Origin of the sequence: Hymenobacter sp. APR13 (assembly GCF_000737515.1) — a bacterium.
In the GTDB taxonomy this organism is placed as follows: Bacteria; Bacteroidota; Bacteroidia; order Cytophagales; family Hymenobacteraceae; genus Hymenobacter.
The window spans coordinates 555803-572561 of record NZ_CP006587.1; the positions used below are offsets into that span (position 1 = coordinate 555803).

Below are 16759 nucleotides of genomic sequence, written 5' to 3' on the forward strand. Positions count from 1 at the left end.
GGGGTCATGTGGGGGAATTGGCGGGAAGGTGGGAAGCAAAACAGAGGACACACCAGGCCCGCACGCAGGCCACAGCATGTTATCAGATGGTCAGGCGCTCAGGGGCTTCACTGTCGCAGCCAAGGCCCTTAATGAGCAAGGAATTGTTATGCAGTTCAAAATCGAAGGCGCGGGTCATTTCAATCAGGCGCAGCACCTCCCGCAGCGACTGGTCTTTGAAGCGGCCGGTGAGGCGGCAGTTGCGCAGCCGCTCATCCTCGAAGCGCACGGTCACGTTGTATTGCCGCTCCAGCGTTTTGGCTACTTCCGCCAGCGGAGTGGCCTGGAAAATCAGGGAGCGTTGGTTCCAGGCGGCATAGTCGAGTCCGTTGACCTGCTCTACCCGCAATTCGTGGCTGGCTTTGGAGTACACCACCTTCTGGTCGGGTACCACGTAGATGGTGTCGCGCTCGGCCGCAGCAGGCAGAGCCGCGCGAATAAAGGCCACACGGCCCGTTACGACGGCCGTTTCTACGGCGTCGTCGTCCTGATAGGCCTTCACGTTGAAGGACGTGCCCAGCACGCGCACCTCGTGGCGGCCCACGTGAATGATGAAGGGCATCTGCTCGTTGCGCTTCACGTCGAAGAAGGCTTCCCCTTCCAGGTACACCTCGCGCCGCGCGCCGCTGAACGTGGCCGGAAACCACAAGTGGCTGTCGGCGTTCAGCCACACGGCCGTGCCATCGGCCAGCAGCACCTTGGACTTGGTGCCGCGCGGGTTGGTGCGCTCCTCGTAGCTGAGCGGGGCCGCACCGGTGTGCGCCGCTGCGTACTGGCGGTAGGCCACGGTGCCGCCCGTTGCCAGCACAGCCATCGAGGCCGCTGCCAGCCACAGGCGCCGCCACCGCGACGCACGCGGCATGGCTACTACTCTGCCACCAGTTTCGTCGGCTTCGGTAGCCTGCGGTGTGGGCTTACCAGCCGGGGCGGGTTGTTCTGCCTCGTCGATGCGGGCGAGCAGGCGGTCGAAGGCCCGGGCCGTGTCGGCGGGGTTGGCAACGGGCTTTGGCCCCTGCCAGAACAGCCTGATTTCATCGTAAACGAGGCGCTCCTCTTCTGTAGCCTGGGCCAGCCAGGCGTGCAATACTTCGCGCTCCACCTCAGAGAGTTCTCCGGCGAGTTCTTTCCCGATAAGATCGTATAGTTCGGAAATCTCCATCCCGTATTTACAGCTCAAATGACGTGTTTGATTTTCTAGACATGAGTGCGGCCCACATCCCCTAATTTCCCGGTAAAATTAGGCTGATACCGGACACCCGTACAGCAAAAAGGCGCGACCGGGGCCGCGCCTTGATAGAGGATGACAAGTAATTTGCGGCACCTGCTTTAGCTAGCCACTCCGGCCAGCAGCAGCGGAATCAGGGCCTGAGCGATACGCAGCACGCGCGGCGGAGCCTGCCGGGCCGTGAGGTGGGCCTGCAAGTCCACGCTGATTTTCTTGATGGCAATGCCGATCTGAACCTCAATGGTTTTAGTGGAAATCCCTAATATTTCGGCTACCTCCTTGTACTTGAGGCCATCTTCGCGGATCAGCTTGAAGATGATCTTGCACTGCGGCGGCAGCTTGTCCACGGCCCGATGAATCTCGGCCTGCAGCTCCGATACCAGCAGCGTGCGCTCCGGGGTGAGGGTTTCCACGCCCAAGTAAGCCGGCAGATCTTCCAGCGGAATAGCAGGCTGATTTTCTGCTTTCTGCAGGTAGTTCAGTGACTGATTTTTGATGGAAATGTAGAGGTAGCTATCCATGTTCTTCACCTCCGGCAGCGTGGCGCGCTTCTGCCACAGCTTGAAAAACACATCTGACACTACCTCCTCTGCCAGTTCCCGCGACTTCACGTAGAAATGGGCAAATTTCAGCAGCCGCGGATAATACAGAGTGAAGAACTGCTCGAACGCCCGCCGGTCGTCGTCGGTGGCAATCCGGTGAAGAAGCAGAGCGGTGGACGGGTGGGAGGAATCCATCAGAATCGTTTTGTTAAAAATGCCGGTTCCCCCGCGCCAAACCAAATTTCTTTACAAAAACTCTGTTTTTTTCTCAAATCTGGCCGTCAGGGGCTGTTTTTGCGCGACACCGACGAGAAAGCAACGCTTTTGCGCTTGTCGGCTGAAAATCACAGTTGACACACCTGCACCACTGCAATCAGCAAAAAAATCCTCCGCCAGCAATCTGCACCGGCGGCGGCCGAACGAGTTTCCGGATAGACTGACTGCACTAAAAGCCAAGGCAGGAAAACAGAAAGGACGCCGCATGTATGCGGCGTCCTTTTGTTAGAATTTCCAGCGCACGAAAGCTTCAATAGCTTCGTACTCGGGCAGGCCGAGTTGGTCATAGAGCTGGGCGGTGGTGCGGTTGCGCTCCTCGGCCCGCTGCCAGAACTCGCGCTGGTCGGCGCCCGGAAACAGCGGCCGGTCTTTCTGGCTCTGGTGCTTGAAGATGGCGCGGCGCTTGCGCGTGAGCTCCTGTGGGCTCAGCGGCACGGCCATTTCTATTTCGGCCACGTCCCACTCCTGCCAGGCCCCGCGGTAGAGCCACACCCAGCAGTCCTGCAGCCAGGGGGTGCCTGCCGCCTTCAGCCGGCGCACGGCCTCGAAGATGGCCGCCAAACACACGCGGTGCGTCCCATGCGGGTCGCTCAGGTCGCCGGCGGCGTAGATCTGGTGGGGCTGCAGGCGGTTGAGCAAATCAATGGTGAGCTGGATATCCTCTTCGCCGAGCGGCTTTTTGCGTACCCGGCCGGTTTCATAGAACGGCAGGTCCTGGAAGTGGGCGCGGGTGTCGGGGTCGAGGCCGGCGTAGCGCAGGGCGCTGCGGGCCTCGCCGCGCCGGATGAGGCCCTTAATCTGCTGCACCTCGTCGGAATCCACCTGGCCGGGTTGCTTGCTTTTGAGCGTGTCGGCCACGCGGCGGTACAGATTATCGCTGGGCGGCGCTCCGACCAGGCTGAAGGCCTCGTCGTACTCGGCCACGAAATCAGCGAAGCGGATAGCCTCGTCGTCGAACACGGCAATGTTACCGGAAGTCTGGTAGGCCACGTGCACCTCGTGCCCCTGGTCGACCAGCCGCAGCAGGGTGCCGCCCATGGAAATTACGTCATCATCGGGATGAGGCGAGAAGATGAGGGCGCGCTTGGGGAAGGGCGCGGCCCGCTCGGGGCGGTGGGTGTCGTCGGCGTGAGGTTTGCCGCCGGGCCAGCCCGTGATGGTGTGCTGCAGCTGGTTGAACACCCGGATGTTGATATCGTAGGCGCCGCCTGACTCGGCCAGCAGGCCGGACAGGCCGTGCTCGTTGTATTCCTCGGCCGTGAGCTTGAGGATGGGCTTTTGCAAGGTGCGCGCCAGCCATGTTACGGCTTTGCGCACCTGCGCATCGTCGTGCCAGTGCTGGTCCAGGCCTACCAGCCAAGGCGTTTTCACGCGGGTCAGCTCGGCGGCGGCGGCCTCGTCCAGGATGACGTGCACGCTGGCGTGCTTCTGCAGGTAGGTGGCCGGCACCGAGTCGGTCATGTCTCCTTCCACCATGCGCTTCACCACGGCGGCCTTGCCTTCGCCCCAGGCCAGCAGCATAATTTGCCGGGCCTCGAGAATGGTGCCCACGCCCATGGTGATGGCGCGGCGCGGCACATTCTCCTCGCCATAGAAGTCGGAGGCGGCGTCGGTGCGGGTGATATGGTCGAGGGTGATGAGGCGGGTGCGGGAGGCGGCGCCGGAGCCGGGCTCATTGAAGCCGATGTGGCCGGTGCGCCCGATGCCCAGCAGCTGCAGGTCGATTCCGCCGGCTTCGCGAATCTGCTCTTCATAGCGGCGGCAGAACTCGGCTACCTGGTCGGCAGGCACGGTGCCGTCGGGGATGTGCACGTTTTCGGGCTGGATGTCGATGTGGTCGAACAGGTACTCGCGCATGAAGCGCACGTAGCTCTGCAGCGAGTCGGGCGCCATCGGGAAGTACTCGTCGAGGTTGAACGTCACGACATTCTGAAAGCTCAGCCCCTCCTCCTGATGCAGCCGCACCAGTTCCTCATACAGGCGCGTGGGTGTGGAGCCGGTGGCCAGGCCCAGCACGGCCGGACGGCCTTCCCGGGCGCGCTGCCGGATGAGGGCAGCAATTTCCCCGGCCGCAGCGATAGAGGCCTGCTCCGAGTCGGAGTAGATGGTGGTAGGGATTCGCTCGGCGTGGAGCACGTCAGCAGCAGTCATGGTTAGGGGAAAGGCAGGTGAAACGTGTCTTATCAGGAAAATCGGGGCAGTGCAATTCCAGCGCGCCGGCCAGTGGGCCAAGCAAAAGCAAGTGGGCCCAAGCCGGGCCGTCAAAAAAGCTGGGTTTCGCTGCTAAAGACGCCTGCGGGTTGACTACCCCTTAATAATCCATCGAAAATTTCCTGAAAAAAAGCGGCAGCCCGCTACCAGCCGCCAATCATCCGGCGGGGCCTGCTCCCGCTTAAGTCCAACTAGCTGCATGAAGCACTATTCCCGTACTCTCCCCTGGCCCGCGCTGCGCGGCGGCCTCATCGTGTCCTGCCAGGCCGAAGGTGACTCGCCCTTTAATAGTCCCGACGGGGTGGCCCGGTTTGCCCAGGCGGCCGTGCTGGGCGGGGCCGTGGGCATTCGCTCCGAGGGCCTCGATAAAACCCGCCGCATCCTGACAGAAGTTAATGTGCCGGTCATCGGGCTGCTGAAGTCGTCCTTCGCCGATGGCACCGTGTGCATCACGGGCACGCTGGCGGGCGTGCGGGCCCTGGCCGAAATGGGCTGCGCTATAGTGGCCATCGACGGCACCCTGCGCACGCGGGAAAACCTGAACGGCCCCGACTTCATCCGCCAGGTGAAAACCGAGGTGGGCTGCCTGGTGATGGCCGACATTGCCACCGTGGCTGAAGGTGAAGCCTGCGTGGCGGCCGGCGCCGACTGCCTTTCCACCACCCTCAGCGGCTACACGCCCGAAACCGCGCACCTGAACGCCGCCGGCCCCGACCTGGCCCTAGTGCGCGAGCTGGCCGCGCGGGTGCGCGTCCCGGTTTTCGCGGAGGGCCGCCTGAATACACCCGCCGACGCGGCGGCGGCGCGGCAGGCCGGGGCCTGGGCCGTGGTGGCGGGCTCGGCCATCACCCGGCCCACGCTCATCACCGAATGGTACGTGCAGGCGCTGCAGGCCGGGCCGGCGGCTTAAGGGAACGGGCCACAATCCGGGTCTATCCGGCTACCACACTTCTTCTCCTGTCTCCCTCTCTCTTCCTGCTTCGGATGCAGACTCTCCAATTGCTGGCCCTGGTGGGCGTATTTGCCCTGATGGCGCTGCTCATGTTTCTGCGCAAGCTGCCGGCGCTGCTGGCCTTGCCACTCATGGCCGTGCTGGTGGCGCTGCTGGGCGGCATCCGGGTGCCCGACGTGCTGGAGCACGTCATCGGAGCCGGGGCCGTGAAGCTGCACGGAGCCTACACAGTGGCCATCTTCGGCAGCATGCTCAGCGTGATGCTACAGAAGACACGAGTGGTGGAGAGCTTCGTGAAGAAGGGTGCCGAGCTGTCGGGCGACAACCCCTGGATTATTGCCGTGAGTATGCTGGCCATTATTGCGCTGCTGTTTACTACCGTTACGGGGCTGGGAGCCATCATCATGGTGGCCACCATCGTGCTGCCCATCCTCTCTTCGGTGGGGATTGGGGGGCTGACGACGGTGGGCATCTTTCTGTTCGGGCTCAGCATCGGGGGCACGCTCAACGCCACCAACTGGGCCGTGTACGTGAGCGTGATGGGCCTTCAGCTGGAGCAGGTGCGGCCGTTTGCGCTGCTCATGTTTGGGGTGAGCACCACGGCGGCGCTCATCTACATCACCGCGCAGCTTTACCACGACGGGCAGGAGCTGAACCTGCGCCGCATCATCACGGGCAGTCTGCTGACGCTGGCTGTGGTGGCGGGGCTTATCGGCGGCTACCACTACGGCCTGACGCCGGCCGCGCAGCAGCAGCTGGGCACGGTGGCCGGGCGGGCCGGCACGGGCCTGAAATGGGCCACGGCGGCCGGCCTAGCGGCGCTGGCGCTGCTGGTAGCAGTGCGGGCCGTGCTTAGCGACAAAACAAAAGCTTCCGGCGAAGTGCACTGGTCGGCCTACTTCTCGCCCCTGATTCCGCTGCTGCTGATTCTGCTGTTTGACGTGAATTTTATTGCCGCTTTCATTCTGGGGCTGTTATACGCCTTTGCCAGCACTTATCGGCGCGGCAGCCTCAACCTGCTGGTGCAGGCTGCGCTGGAAGGCGGGGCGGTGGTAATGCCGGCCGTAGTGCTCATGTTCGGCATCGGCATGCTGCTGGTGGCCATTATGGGGCCGGGCGTGCCGCTGGCAGCTTACCCCGACGGCTGGCCGGTGCTGGGGCTGCTGCGGCCGCTGCTGGCGGTGGTGCAGCCCCAGCACGCCTGGTCGTACGTGCTGATTTTCACGCTGGCGGCCCCGCTGGCGCTCTACCGCGGCCCTCTCAACGTGTGGGGCATGGGCTACGGGCTGGCGGCCGTGTTCCTGGCATCAGGCTTCAACCCGCTGGCCATTATGGGCCTGCTCATGGCCGTGGGCCCCATCCAAAGCATCAGCGACCCCACCAACACCCAGAACGTGTGGCTGGCCAACGAAATGCGCGTCGACGTGCAGAAAGTGCTCTGGAATACGCTGCCTTACACCTGGGTGCTGGCTTTTGCCGGCCTGGCGCTAGCGGCGCTGCTGTTCATGTAAAAAACCGTAGAATGATGCCGACAAGTGAGTTGAAGCACGCCGTGGCGCTGCGGGGTCGCGGCCCGGTCCTGGCGCCGGCTCCGCAGGTGCGCTGGCAGCTGACCCCCGAGGGCTGGTTTGAGGCCACCTTCGACGTGCCCCTGCCGCCCGGCGCGGCCTGGAACGTAAACCCCTCCTACTCGCGCACCCGCTACCGCGACAACTGGGGCCTCTGGGAGCACGACGTGGTGGAGCTGTTTCTGCAGGCCCGCCCGTACCCGGACGTAACCTCCGGGCCGTACCTGGAGCTGCAGCTGTCGCCGCTGGGCCAGCCGTTCGCGCTGGTGGTAGAGGAGCCTGTCCGGCGCTATGCCGCCCCCGAAACGCTGGCTTTCCTGCACGAAAATGTGCCAGGCGAAGCCAGCTGGCGGGTGCGGGTGGCCGTGCAGGTACCCGGCTACGCGCCCGGGGCGCCCCTGTTTGGCAACCTCACGGCCTGTCTGGGGCCGGCGGAGGCGCGCACTTACTGGGGCCTGCAGCTGAACGCCGGCCCGGAGCCGGACTTTCATCGCCCCACCGATTTCAGGCAGCTAATCTGATGTTGGCTGAATGATGGCTCCTCTCCCCTGCTACCTGCTGCTCGGCGACTCCCTCACGGCCGGCTTCGACGTGGCCCGGCTGCTGCCGGAGCTGGCCATCCGCAACGAGGGCGTGTCGGGCGACAGCACCGTGGAGTTGCTGGAACGCCTGCGCCCTGACTGGCTACTGACGCCCGGGCTGCGGGCCGTATTCGTCTGCATCGGCACCAACGACCTAGCCCGCGACCGGACCGACCACTTCATTCTGCAGCAAATCACCCGCTTGGTGGCTGCTTTGCGCCCGGCCGCGGGCCCGGCCCGGCCCATTTACCTCACCTCGCTGTTTCCCACCCGCGACAACGAACCCCGCCCCAACCCACGCATCGTTGGCTTCAATCGACAGCTGGCGCTGCTGGCCACGCAGCTTGGTACCCGCTTCCTGAACCTGCACCCACACTTTGCCGATGCCGCCGGCCAGCTACATACCCACTACACGGAAGACGGGCTGCACCTCACCGAGGCCGCCTACGCGCAATGGGCCCGGCTGCTGCAAGCCACCATCGACGCCGATTTCCGCAGCTAGCCGACCGCTTCAGCGGGCGCTGCCCCCCGGTGGCGGCCCCGCCAGGCTAGCGGCAAAAAAAAGCCCTCCGCAGTGCGGAGGGCTTTTTCAATTCCCACATTTTTTGGTTACCCACCTTTATAAAGTCACGTCAATCAGCAGGTCCACGGCGGCATGCCCCGCTACGTCGATAAAGTTTCCGGCCACTACCACGCCATTCACGCGCATCTCGCGCACGCCTTGGTTGCGGCCGTCGGGGTTGGCAACCGTCAGTTTGAGGCGCTTGCCGCGGAACACCCGCTCGGCCGTGAACGAGGGCCAGGCCGCCGGAATGCGCGGGTCGATGGTGATGCCGTCCAGCGAGGTGCGGAAGCCCAGGATGTAGTCGAGGCCGATACGCAGCATCCAGACGGCCGTGCCCGTGAGCCAGGAGTGGCTGGCCTGGCCTTCGGTTTCGTGGTCGGGACTGGTCACGTACTCGGCAAACACGTAGGGCTCCACCTCGTAGCGGTCGATGCGGGCCGACGAGTTGGGCGGCAGCATGCGGCGGTACACGTCGAAGCCGGTTTCGATGTCGCCGTTGAGCAGCGCAGCCAGCGCGAACCACGACGAAGCATGGTTGAAAATGGCCCCGTTTTCCTTTTTGCCGGGCACGCAGCGGCTGATGAGGCCCATTGTCTCGTCTACTTCCGTGAAGCTGGGCCAGCAAATCTGGATGCCGTTGTCGCGGCCCAGCAGCTTGTAGGTGGAGGCCAGGGCCTGGTTGCCGCGCTCGGTGGGCGCCAAGCCCGAAATCACCGACCAGGTCTGGGAGTTGATAAATATCTTGCCCTCTCTGTGCGCGTTTGAGCCCACCGGGTCGCCACTATCCTTGAAGGCGCGGATGTACCACTCGCCGTCCCAGGCCACGGCATTGGTGACTTCGCCCAGCTTGTCGTAGGCGGCCTGCCAGCGCTGGCGGGTGGCCGTATCGCCGCGCTTTTCCAGCAGCGGGAAGCACTTGCGCAGCGCGTAGGCCAGAAAAAAGGCGCCCCACACGGTTTCGCCCTTGCCTAAGGGGCCAATCTGGTCGAGCGTGTCGTTCCAGTCGCCGTTCATCATCTTGGGCAGGCCCCGCTCCGTCGTCGCCGACAGGCAGAAGTCGAGCGAACGGACGATGTGCTCGTAGACCGTGGCCGGCTCGCCGCCGTCGTAAAACGGCACCAGCTCATCCAGCAGGCTGAAATCGGCGGTTTCGTTGAGGTATTCCACCACCCCGAAGCTCAGCCAGAGCGGGGTGTCGGAGTGGTTGGTTTTTTCGCCGTTGTTGGTGAATTTAAAGAAGTTGTGCAGCGTCGAGCCGTCCTGCAGCTGGAAGCGCAGGGCGTTGAGCAGGCGGGCCCGCACCCGCTCGGGGTGGGTGATGACCATGCCCAGAATGTCCTGAAACTGGTCGCGGATGCCGTTGCCGAACAGCAGCCCGCCGTGGTAGTAGCCCGAGTTGCGGGCCATGTCGAAGGTCACGGCGGCCTGGTAGGGATTCCACACGTTGAGCATGGTATTCAGGGCCGCATCCGGCGTCTGGGCCCGGATGTGGTCCAGGTAGTCATCCCAGTAGGCACGCACGGCGGCCAGCTTCTTATCCAGTACGGCCGTATCGCGCAGTTCCTCCCAGCGGAAGGCGGCGTGCTGGCGCACGTCTTCGTCCTTCTTCACCACGGCCATCACGGCGGCAAAGTCCACCGCCTGCCCGGCGGCCAGCGTGAGCTTGCTTTGCAGGGCCGCCACGGGGTCGCCGGCCGTGATTTCGGAGTTGTGCATGCGGCCGGTTTCCACGCACTCGGGGTTGGCCTCGGAGCGCCAGCGGCCAATGAACTTGTCGAGGCTGCCGTCGAAGCCCGTCACGGGCAGACTCAGGGTGAAGTACAGGTGGTAGTCCCAACCGATATTGGGCTGGGCCACCGACACCTTCTTATTCAGCACCCAGTAGCGGCGCGTGCACTCCAGCGCCTGCAGGTCCTGCTGAAAATGAATGTCGGTGAAGTGCTTGTCGTTGGGCTGGTTGATGATGTCGTTCAGGGCATTGCCCATCATCAGCTCGGTGAAGGCGTACACCTCCAGCGCCCGGTCACGCCCGCTCAGGTCAGTAAGCTTCACGCGCCACACTTCAGCATTCACGTCGGTGGGCACGAAGTAGGTCAGCTCGCCGCGCACGCCGTTTATTTCAGTGACGATGGTGGTATAGCCCTGGCCGTGGCGGCACTCATATTTGTCGTAGTGCAGCTCGATGGTCGGGGCCCAGCTCAACGACCAGTACTGGCCGGTTTCGGCATCCTTCACCAGAATATAGCGGCCCGGCCGGTCCCAGGGCAGGCAGTTGTAGCGCATGCGCGTGAGGCGGTTGTCGCGCGGCGACTCCAAAAAGCTGAAGCCCCCACCGGTGTGCGAGATGAGGCCGGCGTACTGCTCGTTCCACATGTAGTTAAACCAGGGGCGGGGCGTGCGCGGGTCGGTGATGATGTACTCGCGGGCGTCGGGCGAGAAGTGGCCGTAGGCCGAGCCAGGCGGCGTAGCGGCCGGCGCAATGGTTGGAGCAGCGCTGGGCGCAGTCAGGTCGTTCATGACAGGGAGGTAAGCGTAAGGGGGAGCAGAAACAGAGGTATCAGGCCGGCCAGAGCAGCTGCTGCCCGGCGGCCAGCAGCGCCACCACCTCGGCCGCCGACTGCCCTTCGGCGTAGAGGCGCATGAGCGGCTCGGTTTCGGAGGCGCGCAGCAGCAGCCAGCGGGTGTCGCCCGCCAGCCGGAATTTCAGGCCATTCACCACCCCGCGCGAGCTGTAGAAGGCGGCGGTGTGCGCCACCGCAAAGCCGGCCACCGTGGCCGGCCCGGCCGCGTGCAGGTCGGGCAGCCGGGTGAGGCGGTCGGCGTGGGGATAGTGCAGGTCGATGCGGTCGTAATGAATCGGGCCGAACTGCGCCCGCTTGGTCTGCACCAGCGCGCTCAGCGTGCGGTAGCCCGAGGCGGCCAGCATTTCCAGCACCAGCAGGGCCGAGAGCAGGCCGTCGCGCTCCGGCAAGTGGCCTTTCAGGCCGTAGCCGCCGCTTTCCTCGGCCCCGAAAGCCACATCGTGCGCGAGCATGGCCTCGCAGATGTACTTGAAGCCCACCTGCACGTCGTGCACCCGGCGCGTAGGCGTGGCCAGGGCCAGCAGCTTGTCGGTCACGGAAGAAGTCTTCACTAGGTCGCCGCCGAGACCCTTGCCGTTCACCACGAAATCGGCCAGCAGCAGGATGGTTTCCTGGGCACTGAGCCACTCGCCGGTTTCGAGCAGCACGCCCAGGCGGTCGGCGTCGCCGTCGGTGGCCACGCCCAGGGCGTAGCGGCCGGGCGCGGCGATTAGGGCGTCGCGCAGGGGCGTCAGGTTCTTCTCAATGGGCTCGGCCGCGCGGCCGCCGAAGTCGGTGCGGGCCTCACCGGCCAGCGTATCGGCCGGGCAGCCGTGGGCGCGCAGCAGCTGCTCCAGCAGGCGCTGCCCGGCCCCGTGCATGGAGTCGATGAGCAACGGCAGCCGGGCGGCCCGGATGCGCGCCAGGTCCACGAGCGTGGTCAGGTGGGCCAGGTAGGGCGCGTTGAAGTCCTCTACCTGAATGTTGACGCTGCTTTGCCTGCGGGGCGAATGGTCGAGCAGCAGCTCCACGCGGTGCGTGTCTTCGGTGAGGAAGGGGCCGCCGTAGCTAGCCTTGAACTTGACGCCGTTGTATTCGGCCGGGTTGTGCGAGGCCGTCACCATCACGCCCACCTGCAGGCCCTGGGCCCGCACGGCGTAGGCCAGCGCGGGCGTGGGCACGATGCTATCGGCCAAGTGCACGGCAATGCCGTTGCCGGACAGAATTTCGGCCAGCAGGCGGGCAAATTCCGCCGAGCGGTGGCGGCCGTCGTAGCCCACGGCAGCCGTACGCGGGCCGGGTGTGGTGCGCAGGTGGTCGGCCAGGGCGGTGGCCACGCGGGCCACGTTGGCGGCCGTCATGTCCACGTCGAGCAGGCCGCGCCAGCCGTCGGTGCCGAAAGCAATGGGCACAAAGGGAGTAGTAGCGGAGGGTTCAGCACTCATTTTTTCTCGGCAGCAATCACCACTACCTCATCCGTGGGCAGCAGCTTGTGTAACTCAATGTCCACCAGGGCCATAATCTGCGACTCCTGAATCAGGCCGGTCAGGTCCACCACGCGGGCGTCGGTGAGCAGAAAGATGTCGGGCACCAGGGCTCCGGCGTCGCCGAAGCTGGTGAGTTGCTCCACCAAAGAGCGGATGGTATTTTTCACGCCACTGCTCGCGTTGGTCGCCACCAGGCAGTCGGAGAGCTGCAGCCGGATGGTGCCCTCCTGGTCGATGACGCGCAAAGGCTGGCGCTGCTGGCGCACCAGGCCCAGCCAGGCGCGGTGCTCGTGCCGGTGCGCCACGGCCCACAGCGCCCGGGTGCGCCCGGCTACCGTCAGGGCTGCCGCCTCGCAACGCAGCGACTGGGCGCAGCGGGCGAGCAGGGTTGCTTCGGGCAGCGTTTCGGTGATGGCTTCACGGGCCCGCAGCTCGCTGGCGCCCATGGCCGTGGCAATTACCTTCTTGTTTTTGCTGTCAATCTCGATGGTTACTTCCACCGTGTCGGGCTCGGCGCCCATGCTTACTACTGAGGCCACGGCCTGCTGGCGCAGCGCAATCAGGTCGGCTTCGGTAGGGTTGAGGATGTTGCGTTCCACCGAGTCCCGAATCATAGCCAGGGCCGCGCCGATGGCTGAAATCACCTCACCATTATGGGTGATGGTGTGCTCCACGCCCAGCGCCTGGGCTGCAAACGGCACGATGGCCGAAGCTCCTCCCCCACCGCCCACAAACTGAATTAGGGTTGGGTCGAGCTTGTACTCGCGGCTGAGCTGGCGGATGACAGGCCGGATTTTGTCGGTGGCCAGGGTCAGCAATTCGGTGGCCAGCTCGCGGGGCGGGCGCTGCAGTAAGGCGCCCAGCGCCGCGAAGCCGCTTTCCACGGCCTGCTGGTTGGCCTGCCCGTGTCCGACGTCCTGCACCAGACCCAGCAGGTTGGAAGCACAGGTTGGCGTGAGCGTATAGTCGGCGCGGGCATCCTTGGGACGCTGCAGGGCCAGGTAGTCGGCAGGGTCGCCGGGCAGGGGCTGCACGGCGGTAGTCTGCAGGCCGCTGAAGTCGGCCTCGTTGGCAAAAGCCACATAATGCAGATGGGCAATGTGGGCGCTGCGTGGGCCCACATCCACAAACTTGCTGCCCTGCAGGCGCGGCACCGAGCCGCCGGCCACGCCCAGCGTGCGCACGTCCAGCGTATTCAGGTAGAGACGGTGGCCGCCAATCTGGGCGGTTTTAATCTGCGCCTTGCCGTTTTTGATAACTGAGATGTCGGTACTCGTGCCGCCTACTTCCAGGAAGATGCCGTCGGAGATGCGCGCATACATCAGGGCCGCTGCCACACCCGCCGCCGGCCCCGAGAGCATGGTCAGGATGGGCCGTCGGCGCATCTCGCTAATGTCCATGATGCCGCCATCGGAGCGCATAATCATCAGCGGCACTGTTATGCCAGCTTGGCGGATGCTGGCCTCGGTCATATTAGCCGTTTCCAGCATTTTGGGCATCATACTGGCGTTGATGACGGCCGTGCGGGTGCGCACCCGCAGGCCGTAAAGCTGCGAAATGCTGCTGGCGGCCGTGCCCAGCAGCCCCATTGCAGCTGCCACGCGTACCACCGTATTCTCGTTCCCCGGGTCATCCACGCCGAAGGCTTCGGAGGCGACAATTACCTGTGCCCCCTCAGCCACCAGTGCCTCAATGGCCGCACGGGCCTGGGCTTCGGTCACCGGCTGGCGGGTGTTGAGAAAGCGGAAACGGGTGGGCAGCAGCTTACCTGGTGCCAGCTGCACCTCGCGCAGATTAGTTTCGCTGCGGGCGCGGCGCCCTTCCAGCCCGTTGCCCATCCCGATGATGCCCACCGTGGCCACGTCGCCTTCCAGCAGCGCATTGGTGGCCTGGGTGGTGGAATGCGCGATGAGGATGACTTCAGACGGAGCAATTTGCGCCGTCTGCAGCAGCGCTTGCATCGACTCAACCACGCCGCGGGCCACGCCTTCAGCAGCGCTGTGCGTGGTAGGCACACAGGCTTTGCCCACCACCAGCAGGCCGTTTACGTCCAGCGCCACGGCATGCGTGAACGTGCCGCCTACATCAATCCCGATTTTGATTTTGCGCATAGAGCCTTACCCGAGGCCGCGGGCTATGACGAGCTGGTACCGGACCTCTGCTGCCTTAGACCTGTTTTTGCCTTAGTGCCCCTAAACGGCGAGTAGAACAGGCCAGAAAAAGAGAGGACTGGAAGCTGACGCGCAGGAGCTGCGCCGGGAGCAACAAGAGTTTGACTCGACCAGCGTCTCGTATCTGGTGCGCCGGCCAGTAAGTAGGCATCCAGTTTGCTCGTACGGGCAGTGGGGCTGCCCATCGCAACGCCACTCTACAACGTGGACGTGAGCACTAAAACTATTCTGGTACACGAACTGCAGCAACTGGCCACGCGTGTGCAGCTGACGACCACGCTGGCCGCCGGCACGCCGGGCGAGGAGCTGGTGATTTTCAACCGGATTCCGGACGGCAACGGCGGGCAGCCGCTGCCGGGCAACCCGCTGTTCGGGGAGGCGGTCAGCACGCCTCCGATTGTTATCGGGGTACCCAGTCCGCCGCAGGTGGTGGACAACGTGCCCCCGCCGACTTTGGCGCGGGAGCAGGTGGATGGGTAGCTGATGTTGCTGCTCAATCAGCAATTAATCAGGCCAGCCCCACAATAGGGCTGGCCTGTTTCGTTCTGGGCGGCTGTTGGGATGCTTTGCTGGGCTGGGGCGGTGCCGGCGACCAGCAGGGTAGCCAGCAAAAGGATACGTTGCCGCATGGAAGCGGGAAGTAGGCTGTCTGGAAGTATCCCTTATGCTTCAGGAAAAGGCGCCGGCTTACCGTTCCACTCGCAACTTGGATTACCTACCGCTGCTGGGCCGCCCAGTCATCCATTTTGCGTTCCAGCACCAGCAGGGGCAGCGAGCCGTCCTTGAGCAGCTCGTCGTGAAAATCGCGCAAACTGAACTTCTTGCCCAGCTGCTTTTCGTAGCGGGCGCGCAACTCCTGGATTTTGAGCGCGCCCACTTTGTACCCCAACGCCTGGCCCGGAATCACCATGTAGCGCTCGACTTCGGCCGTGGCTTCCGCCTCCGCAAAGCCCCCATTCGTCATCATGTACTGAATAGCCTGCTCGCGCGTCATCTGTCCCGTGTGCAGGTGCACATCAACCACTAGGCGCATGGCGCGGTGCATTTCCGAGCTGAGCATACCCAGGTACTGGTAGGGGTCGGTGTAGAGCCCGAGCTCCTTGCCCAGCGACTCGGCGTAGAGGGCCCAGCCCTCGATGTAGGGCACGTTACCGCCGAAGCGGCGGAACTTGGGCAGGGCGGTGTTTTCCGCCATCAGCATAATTTGGTAGTGGTGGCCCGGAATGGCCTCGTGCAGAAACAACGACTCCATGCCGCGCGTCACGTTGTACTGCGTCACGTCGGGAATGGGCACGTAAAAGATGCCCGGCCGCGAGCCGTCGGCCAGGCCGTCGCTGTACTGGGCCGAAGCGGACGCTTCGCGGAAGGCCTCGGTGCGGCGCACTTCAAACCCGGTTTTCGGCACATGGCCGAACATCGTCTTCAAGTTGGGTTCGATCTTGGCCTGCACCCCGCGGTACACGGCCAGCACTTCTTCGGGCGTTTTGAAGGGCCGGAACTGCGGATCGGTTTTCAAGTACGTGAAGAAGGCGGGCAGGTCACCCTTAAAACCCACCTGCTGCTTGACGCGCTCCATCTCGGCGCGCAGGCGCTTGACCTCCTGCTCCCCGGTGCGGGCCACTTCCGCCGGCAACACCTGCGTCGTGGTGACGGCGCGCACCAAAAACGCGTACATCCCCGGGCCGCCCGGCAGGGCATTGATGCCCGAGCTGCTGCGGGCCTTGGGCAGGTATTCAGTTTCGAGGAAGTCGGCTAGCTTCTGGTACGGGGCCGTGGCATAGCGGCCGATGGCCTCGCGATAGAGCGGCGTAAGGCGGGCCCGGTCGGCGGCCGACACGGCGGCCGGGAACGCCGCCACCGGCCCGTAGAACACGCTGGCGGTGGGGTCGGTGGGCGACAAAGCCCGCAGCTGGGGCAGCATCTTCACCACCACGGCCTTGGGCAGCACCACACCGGCGCGCATGCCCCGGCGGTGGTTGCTGATGGCCGAGTCGATCAGGGCCGGAAACTGGCGCAGGCGCCCCAGCCAGTTGTCGTAGTCCTGCGCCGTCTGGAAGGGCTGCCCGCCCTTGCCCGAGCCGAGCAAGGGAAAGGTGTTGGTGAAGGAAAACACGAACTGGTTGAAGGGCATCATCCAGTTGTTGAGCTTGTAGTACTCCGACCACGTTTTCAAATCGTACTCGCACACGTCGTAGCTCAGGCGGTCGTTGGCCGAGAGCTTGGCCCGGTCGAACTGCCGGAGCGCGGTCAGGTATCGCTGGCTGAAGGCGATGCTCTCGTTGCGCCACGCCTGGGTCTGGTTGTTGGGCATCTGGTCGTTGTAGCGGCTGTCGCCCCGGGCGGTAGCGGCGAGCGGGTCCAGGCGGGCCTGGTCTTCCCAGTACGCCTCAAACAAGGCCGCCAGCGGCGCCGAATCCTGCGGCTCAGCCCTAGCGGTTCGGGCCGACGCGGCGGGCTGCGCGGCGGTTTGGCCCCGACCTTTCTTCTGTTGGGCCTGAGCCGGGCAAGTCAGCACAACGGCCAGGGCGGTAATGAGTAAAGATATGCGGTGCATAGGGAGGGGGAATTTTAAGGCAAAGAC

At 64.4% G+C, this 16759-nt stretch carries 12 protein-coding genes; 5 read left to right on the forward strand and 7 right to left on the reverse strand.

Annotation, left to right across the window (positions count from 1 at the left end; all coding sequences use genetic code 11):
* Nucleotides 1-82: 82 nt before the first annotated feature.
* From N008_RS21225 to nagB, 3 genes are all read right to left on the reverse strand, one after another.
* On the reverse strand, nucleotides 83-1198 hold the full coding sequence (locus tag N008_RS21225) for a FecR family protein (protein ID WP_081910565.1): 1116 nt from the start codon (nucleotides 1196-1198) through the stop codon (nucleotides 83-85).
* Between the two features lie 167 nt (nucleotides 1199-1365).
* Complete coding sequence (locus N008_RS02315) at nucleotides 1366-2001, reverse strand: RNA polymerase sigma-70 factor (RefSeq protein ID WP_052381107.1); 636 nt, start codon at nucleotides 1999-2001, stop codon at nucleotides 1366-1368.
* 306 nt (nucleotides 2002-2307) lie between these two features.
* Nucleotides 2308-4233, reverse strand: a complete 1926-nt coding sequence (gene nagB, locus N008_RS02320; protein WP_044013437.1) for a glucosamine-6-phosphate deaminase — start codon at nucleotides 4231-4233, stop codon at nucleotides 2308-2310.
* A gap of 259 nt (nucleotides 4234-4492) precedes the next feature.
* Here nagB and N008_RS02325 point away from each other — a divergent pair, with 259 nt between their 5' ends.
* From N008_RS02325 to N008_RS02340, 4 genes are all read left to right on the forward strand, one after another.
* A complete protein-coding gene (locus N008_RS02325; RefSeq protein ID WP_052381108.1) occupies nucleotides 4493-5203 on the forward strand; it encodes an N-acetylmannosamine-6-phosphate 2-epimerase in 711 nt (236 codons plus the stop codon).
* Between the two features lie 74 nt (nucleotides 5204-5277).
* Nucleotides 5278-6756 carry a hypothetical protein gene (locus N008_RS02330; protein WP_044013439.1) on the forward strand — a complete coding sequence of 493 codons (1479 nt, stop codon included), beginning with the start codon at nucleotides 5278-5280 and terminating at the stop codon, nucleotides 6754-6756.
* Nucleotides 6757-6767: 11 nt separating this feature from the next.
* Nucleotides 6768-7334 carry a hypothetical protein gene (locus tag N008_RS02335; RefSeq protein WP_156108965.1) on the forward strand — a complete coding sequence of 189 codons (567 nt, stop codon included), beginning with the start codon at nucleotides 6768-6770 and terminating at the stop codon, nucleotides 7332-7334.
* A gap of 10 nt (nucleotides 7335-7344) precedes the next feature.
* Entirely contained in the window at nucleotides 7345-7896 is a 552-nt protein-coding gene (locus N008_RS02340; RefSeq protein WP_044013443.1) for a GDSL-type esterase/lipase family protein, read from the forward strand.
* 117 nt (nucleotides 7897-8013) lie between these two features.
* On the opposite strand, the gene N008_RS02345 is transcribed toward N008_RS02340, so the two are convergent.
* Genes N008_RS02345 through N008_RS02355 form a run of 3 tightly spaced genes read right to left on the reverse strand, consistent with a single transcriptional unit; the run spans nucleotide 8014 to nucleotide 14118 of the window.
* Nucleotides 8014-10476 (reverse strand): GH36-type glycosyl hydrolase domain-containing protein, encoded by a 2463-nt coding sequence (locus N008_RS02345; RefSeq protein WP_081910566.1) that lies wholly within the window; start codon nucleotides 10474-10476, stop codon nucleotides 8014-8016.
* A gap of 40 nt (nucleotides 10477-10516) precedes the next feature.
* Nucleotides 10517-11965, reverse strand: coding sequence for a hypothetical protein (locus tag N008_RS02350; protein WP_197062931.1), 1449 nt, complete (start codon nucleotides 11963-11965; stop codon nucleotides 10517-10519).
* Entirely contained in the window at nucleotides 11962-14118 is a 2157-nt protein-coding gene (locus tag N008_RS02355) for a hydantoinase/oxoprolinase family protein (protein ID WP_044013445.1), read from the reverse strand. Before N008_RS02355 ends, N008_RS02350 begins: the two co-directional genes overlap by 4 nt.
* Nucleotides 14119-14349: 231 nt before the next feature.
* Here N008_RS02355 and N008_RS02360 point away from each other — a divergent pair, with 231 nt between their 5' ends.
* Entirely contained in the window at nucleotides 14350-14658 is a 309-nt protein-coding gene (locus N008_RS02360) for a hypothetical protein (protein WP_044013447.1), read from the forward strand.
* 235 nt (nucleotides 14659-14893) lie between these two features.
* On the opposite strand, the gene N008_RS02365 is transcribed toward N008_RS02360, so the two are convergent.
* On the reverse strand, nucleotides 14894-16732 hold the full coding sequence (locus N008_RS02365; protein ID WP_044013449.1) for a DUF885 domain-containing protein: 1839 nt from the start codon (nucleotides 16730-16732) through the stop codon (nucleotides 14894-14896).
* Nucleotides 16733-16759: the final 27 nt, after the last annotated feature.

What these genes read in the sequence shown, in the direction of transcription:
- N008_RS21225 (WP_081910565.1), bottom strand. Translation starts at nt 1,198, where the DNA reads ATGGAGATTTCCGAACTATACGATCTTATCGGGAAAGAACTCGCCGGA.
- N008_RS02315 (WP_052381107.1), bottom strand. Translation starts at nt 2,001, where the DNA reads ATGGATTCCTCCCACCCGTCCACCGCTCTGCTTCTTCACCGGATTGCC.
- nagB (WP_044013437.1), bottom strand. Translation starts at nt 4,233, where the DNA reads ATGACTGCTGCTGACGTGCTCCACGCCGAGCGAATCCCTACCACCATC.
- N008_RS02325 (WP_052381108.1), top strand. Translation starts at nt 4,493, where the DNA reads ATGAAGCACTATTCCCGTACTCTCCCCTGGCCCGCGCTGCGCGGCGGC.
- N008_RS02330 (WP_044013439.1), top strand. Translation starts at nt 5,278, where the DNA reads ATGCAGACTCTCCAATTGCTGGCCCTGGTGGGCGTATTTGCCCTGATG.
- N008_RS02335 (WP_156108965.1), top strand. Translation starts at nt 6,768, where the DNA reads ATGATGCCGACAAGTGAGTTGAAGCACGCCGTGGCGCTGCGGGGTCGC.
- N008_RS02340 (WP_044013443.1), top strand. Translation starts at nt 7,345, where the DNA reads ATGATGGCTCCTCTCCCCTGCTACCTGCTGCTCGGCGACTCCCTCACG.
- N008_RS02345 (WP_081910566.1), bottom strand. Translation starts at nt 10,476, where the DNA reads ATGAACGACCTGACTGCGCCCAGCGCTGCTCCAACCATTGCGCCGGCC.
- N008_RS02350 (WP_197062931.1), bottom strand. Translation starts at nt 11,965, where the DNA reads ATGAGTGCTGAACCCTCCGCTACTACTCCCTTTGTGCCCATTGCTTTC.
- N008_RS02355 (WP_044013445.1), bottom strand. Translation starts at nt 14,118, where the DNA reads ATGCGCAAAATCAAAATCGGGATTGATGTAGGCGGCACGTTCACGCAT.
- N008_RS02365 (WP_044013449.1), bottom strand. Translation starts at nt 16,732, where the DNA reads ATGCACCGCATATCTTTACTCATTACCGCCCTGGCCGTTGTGCTGACT.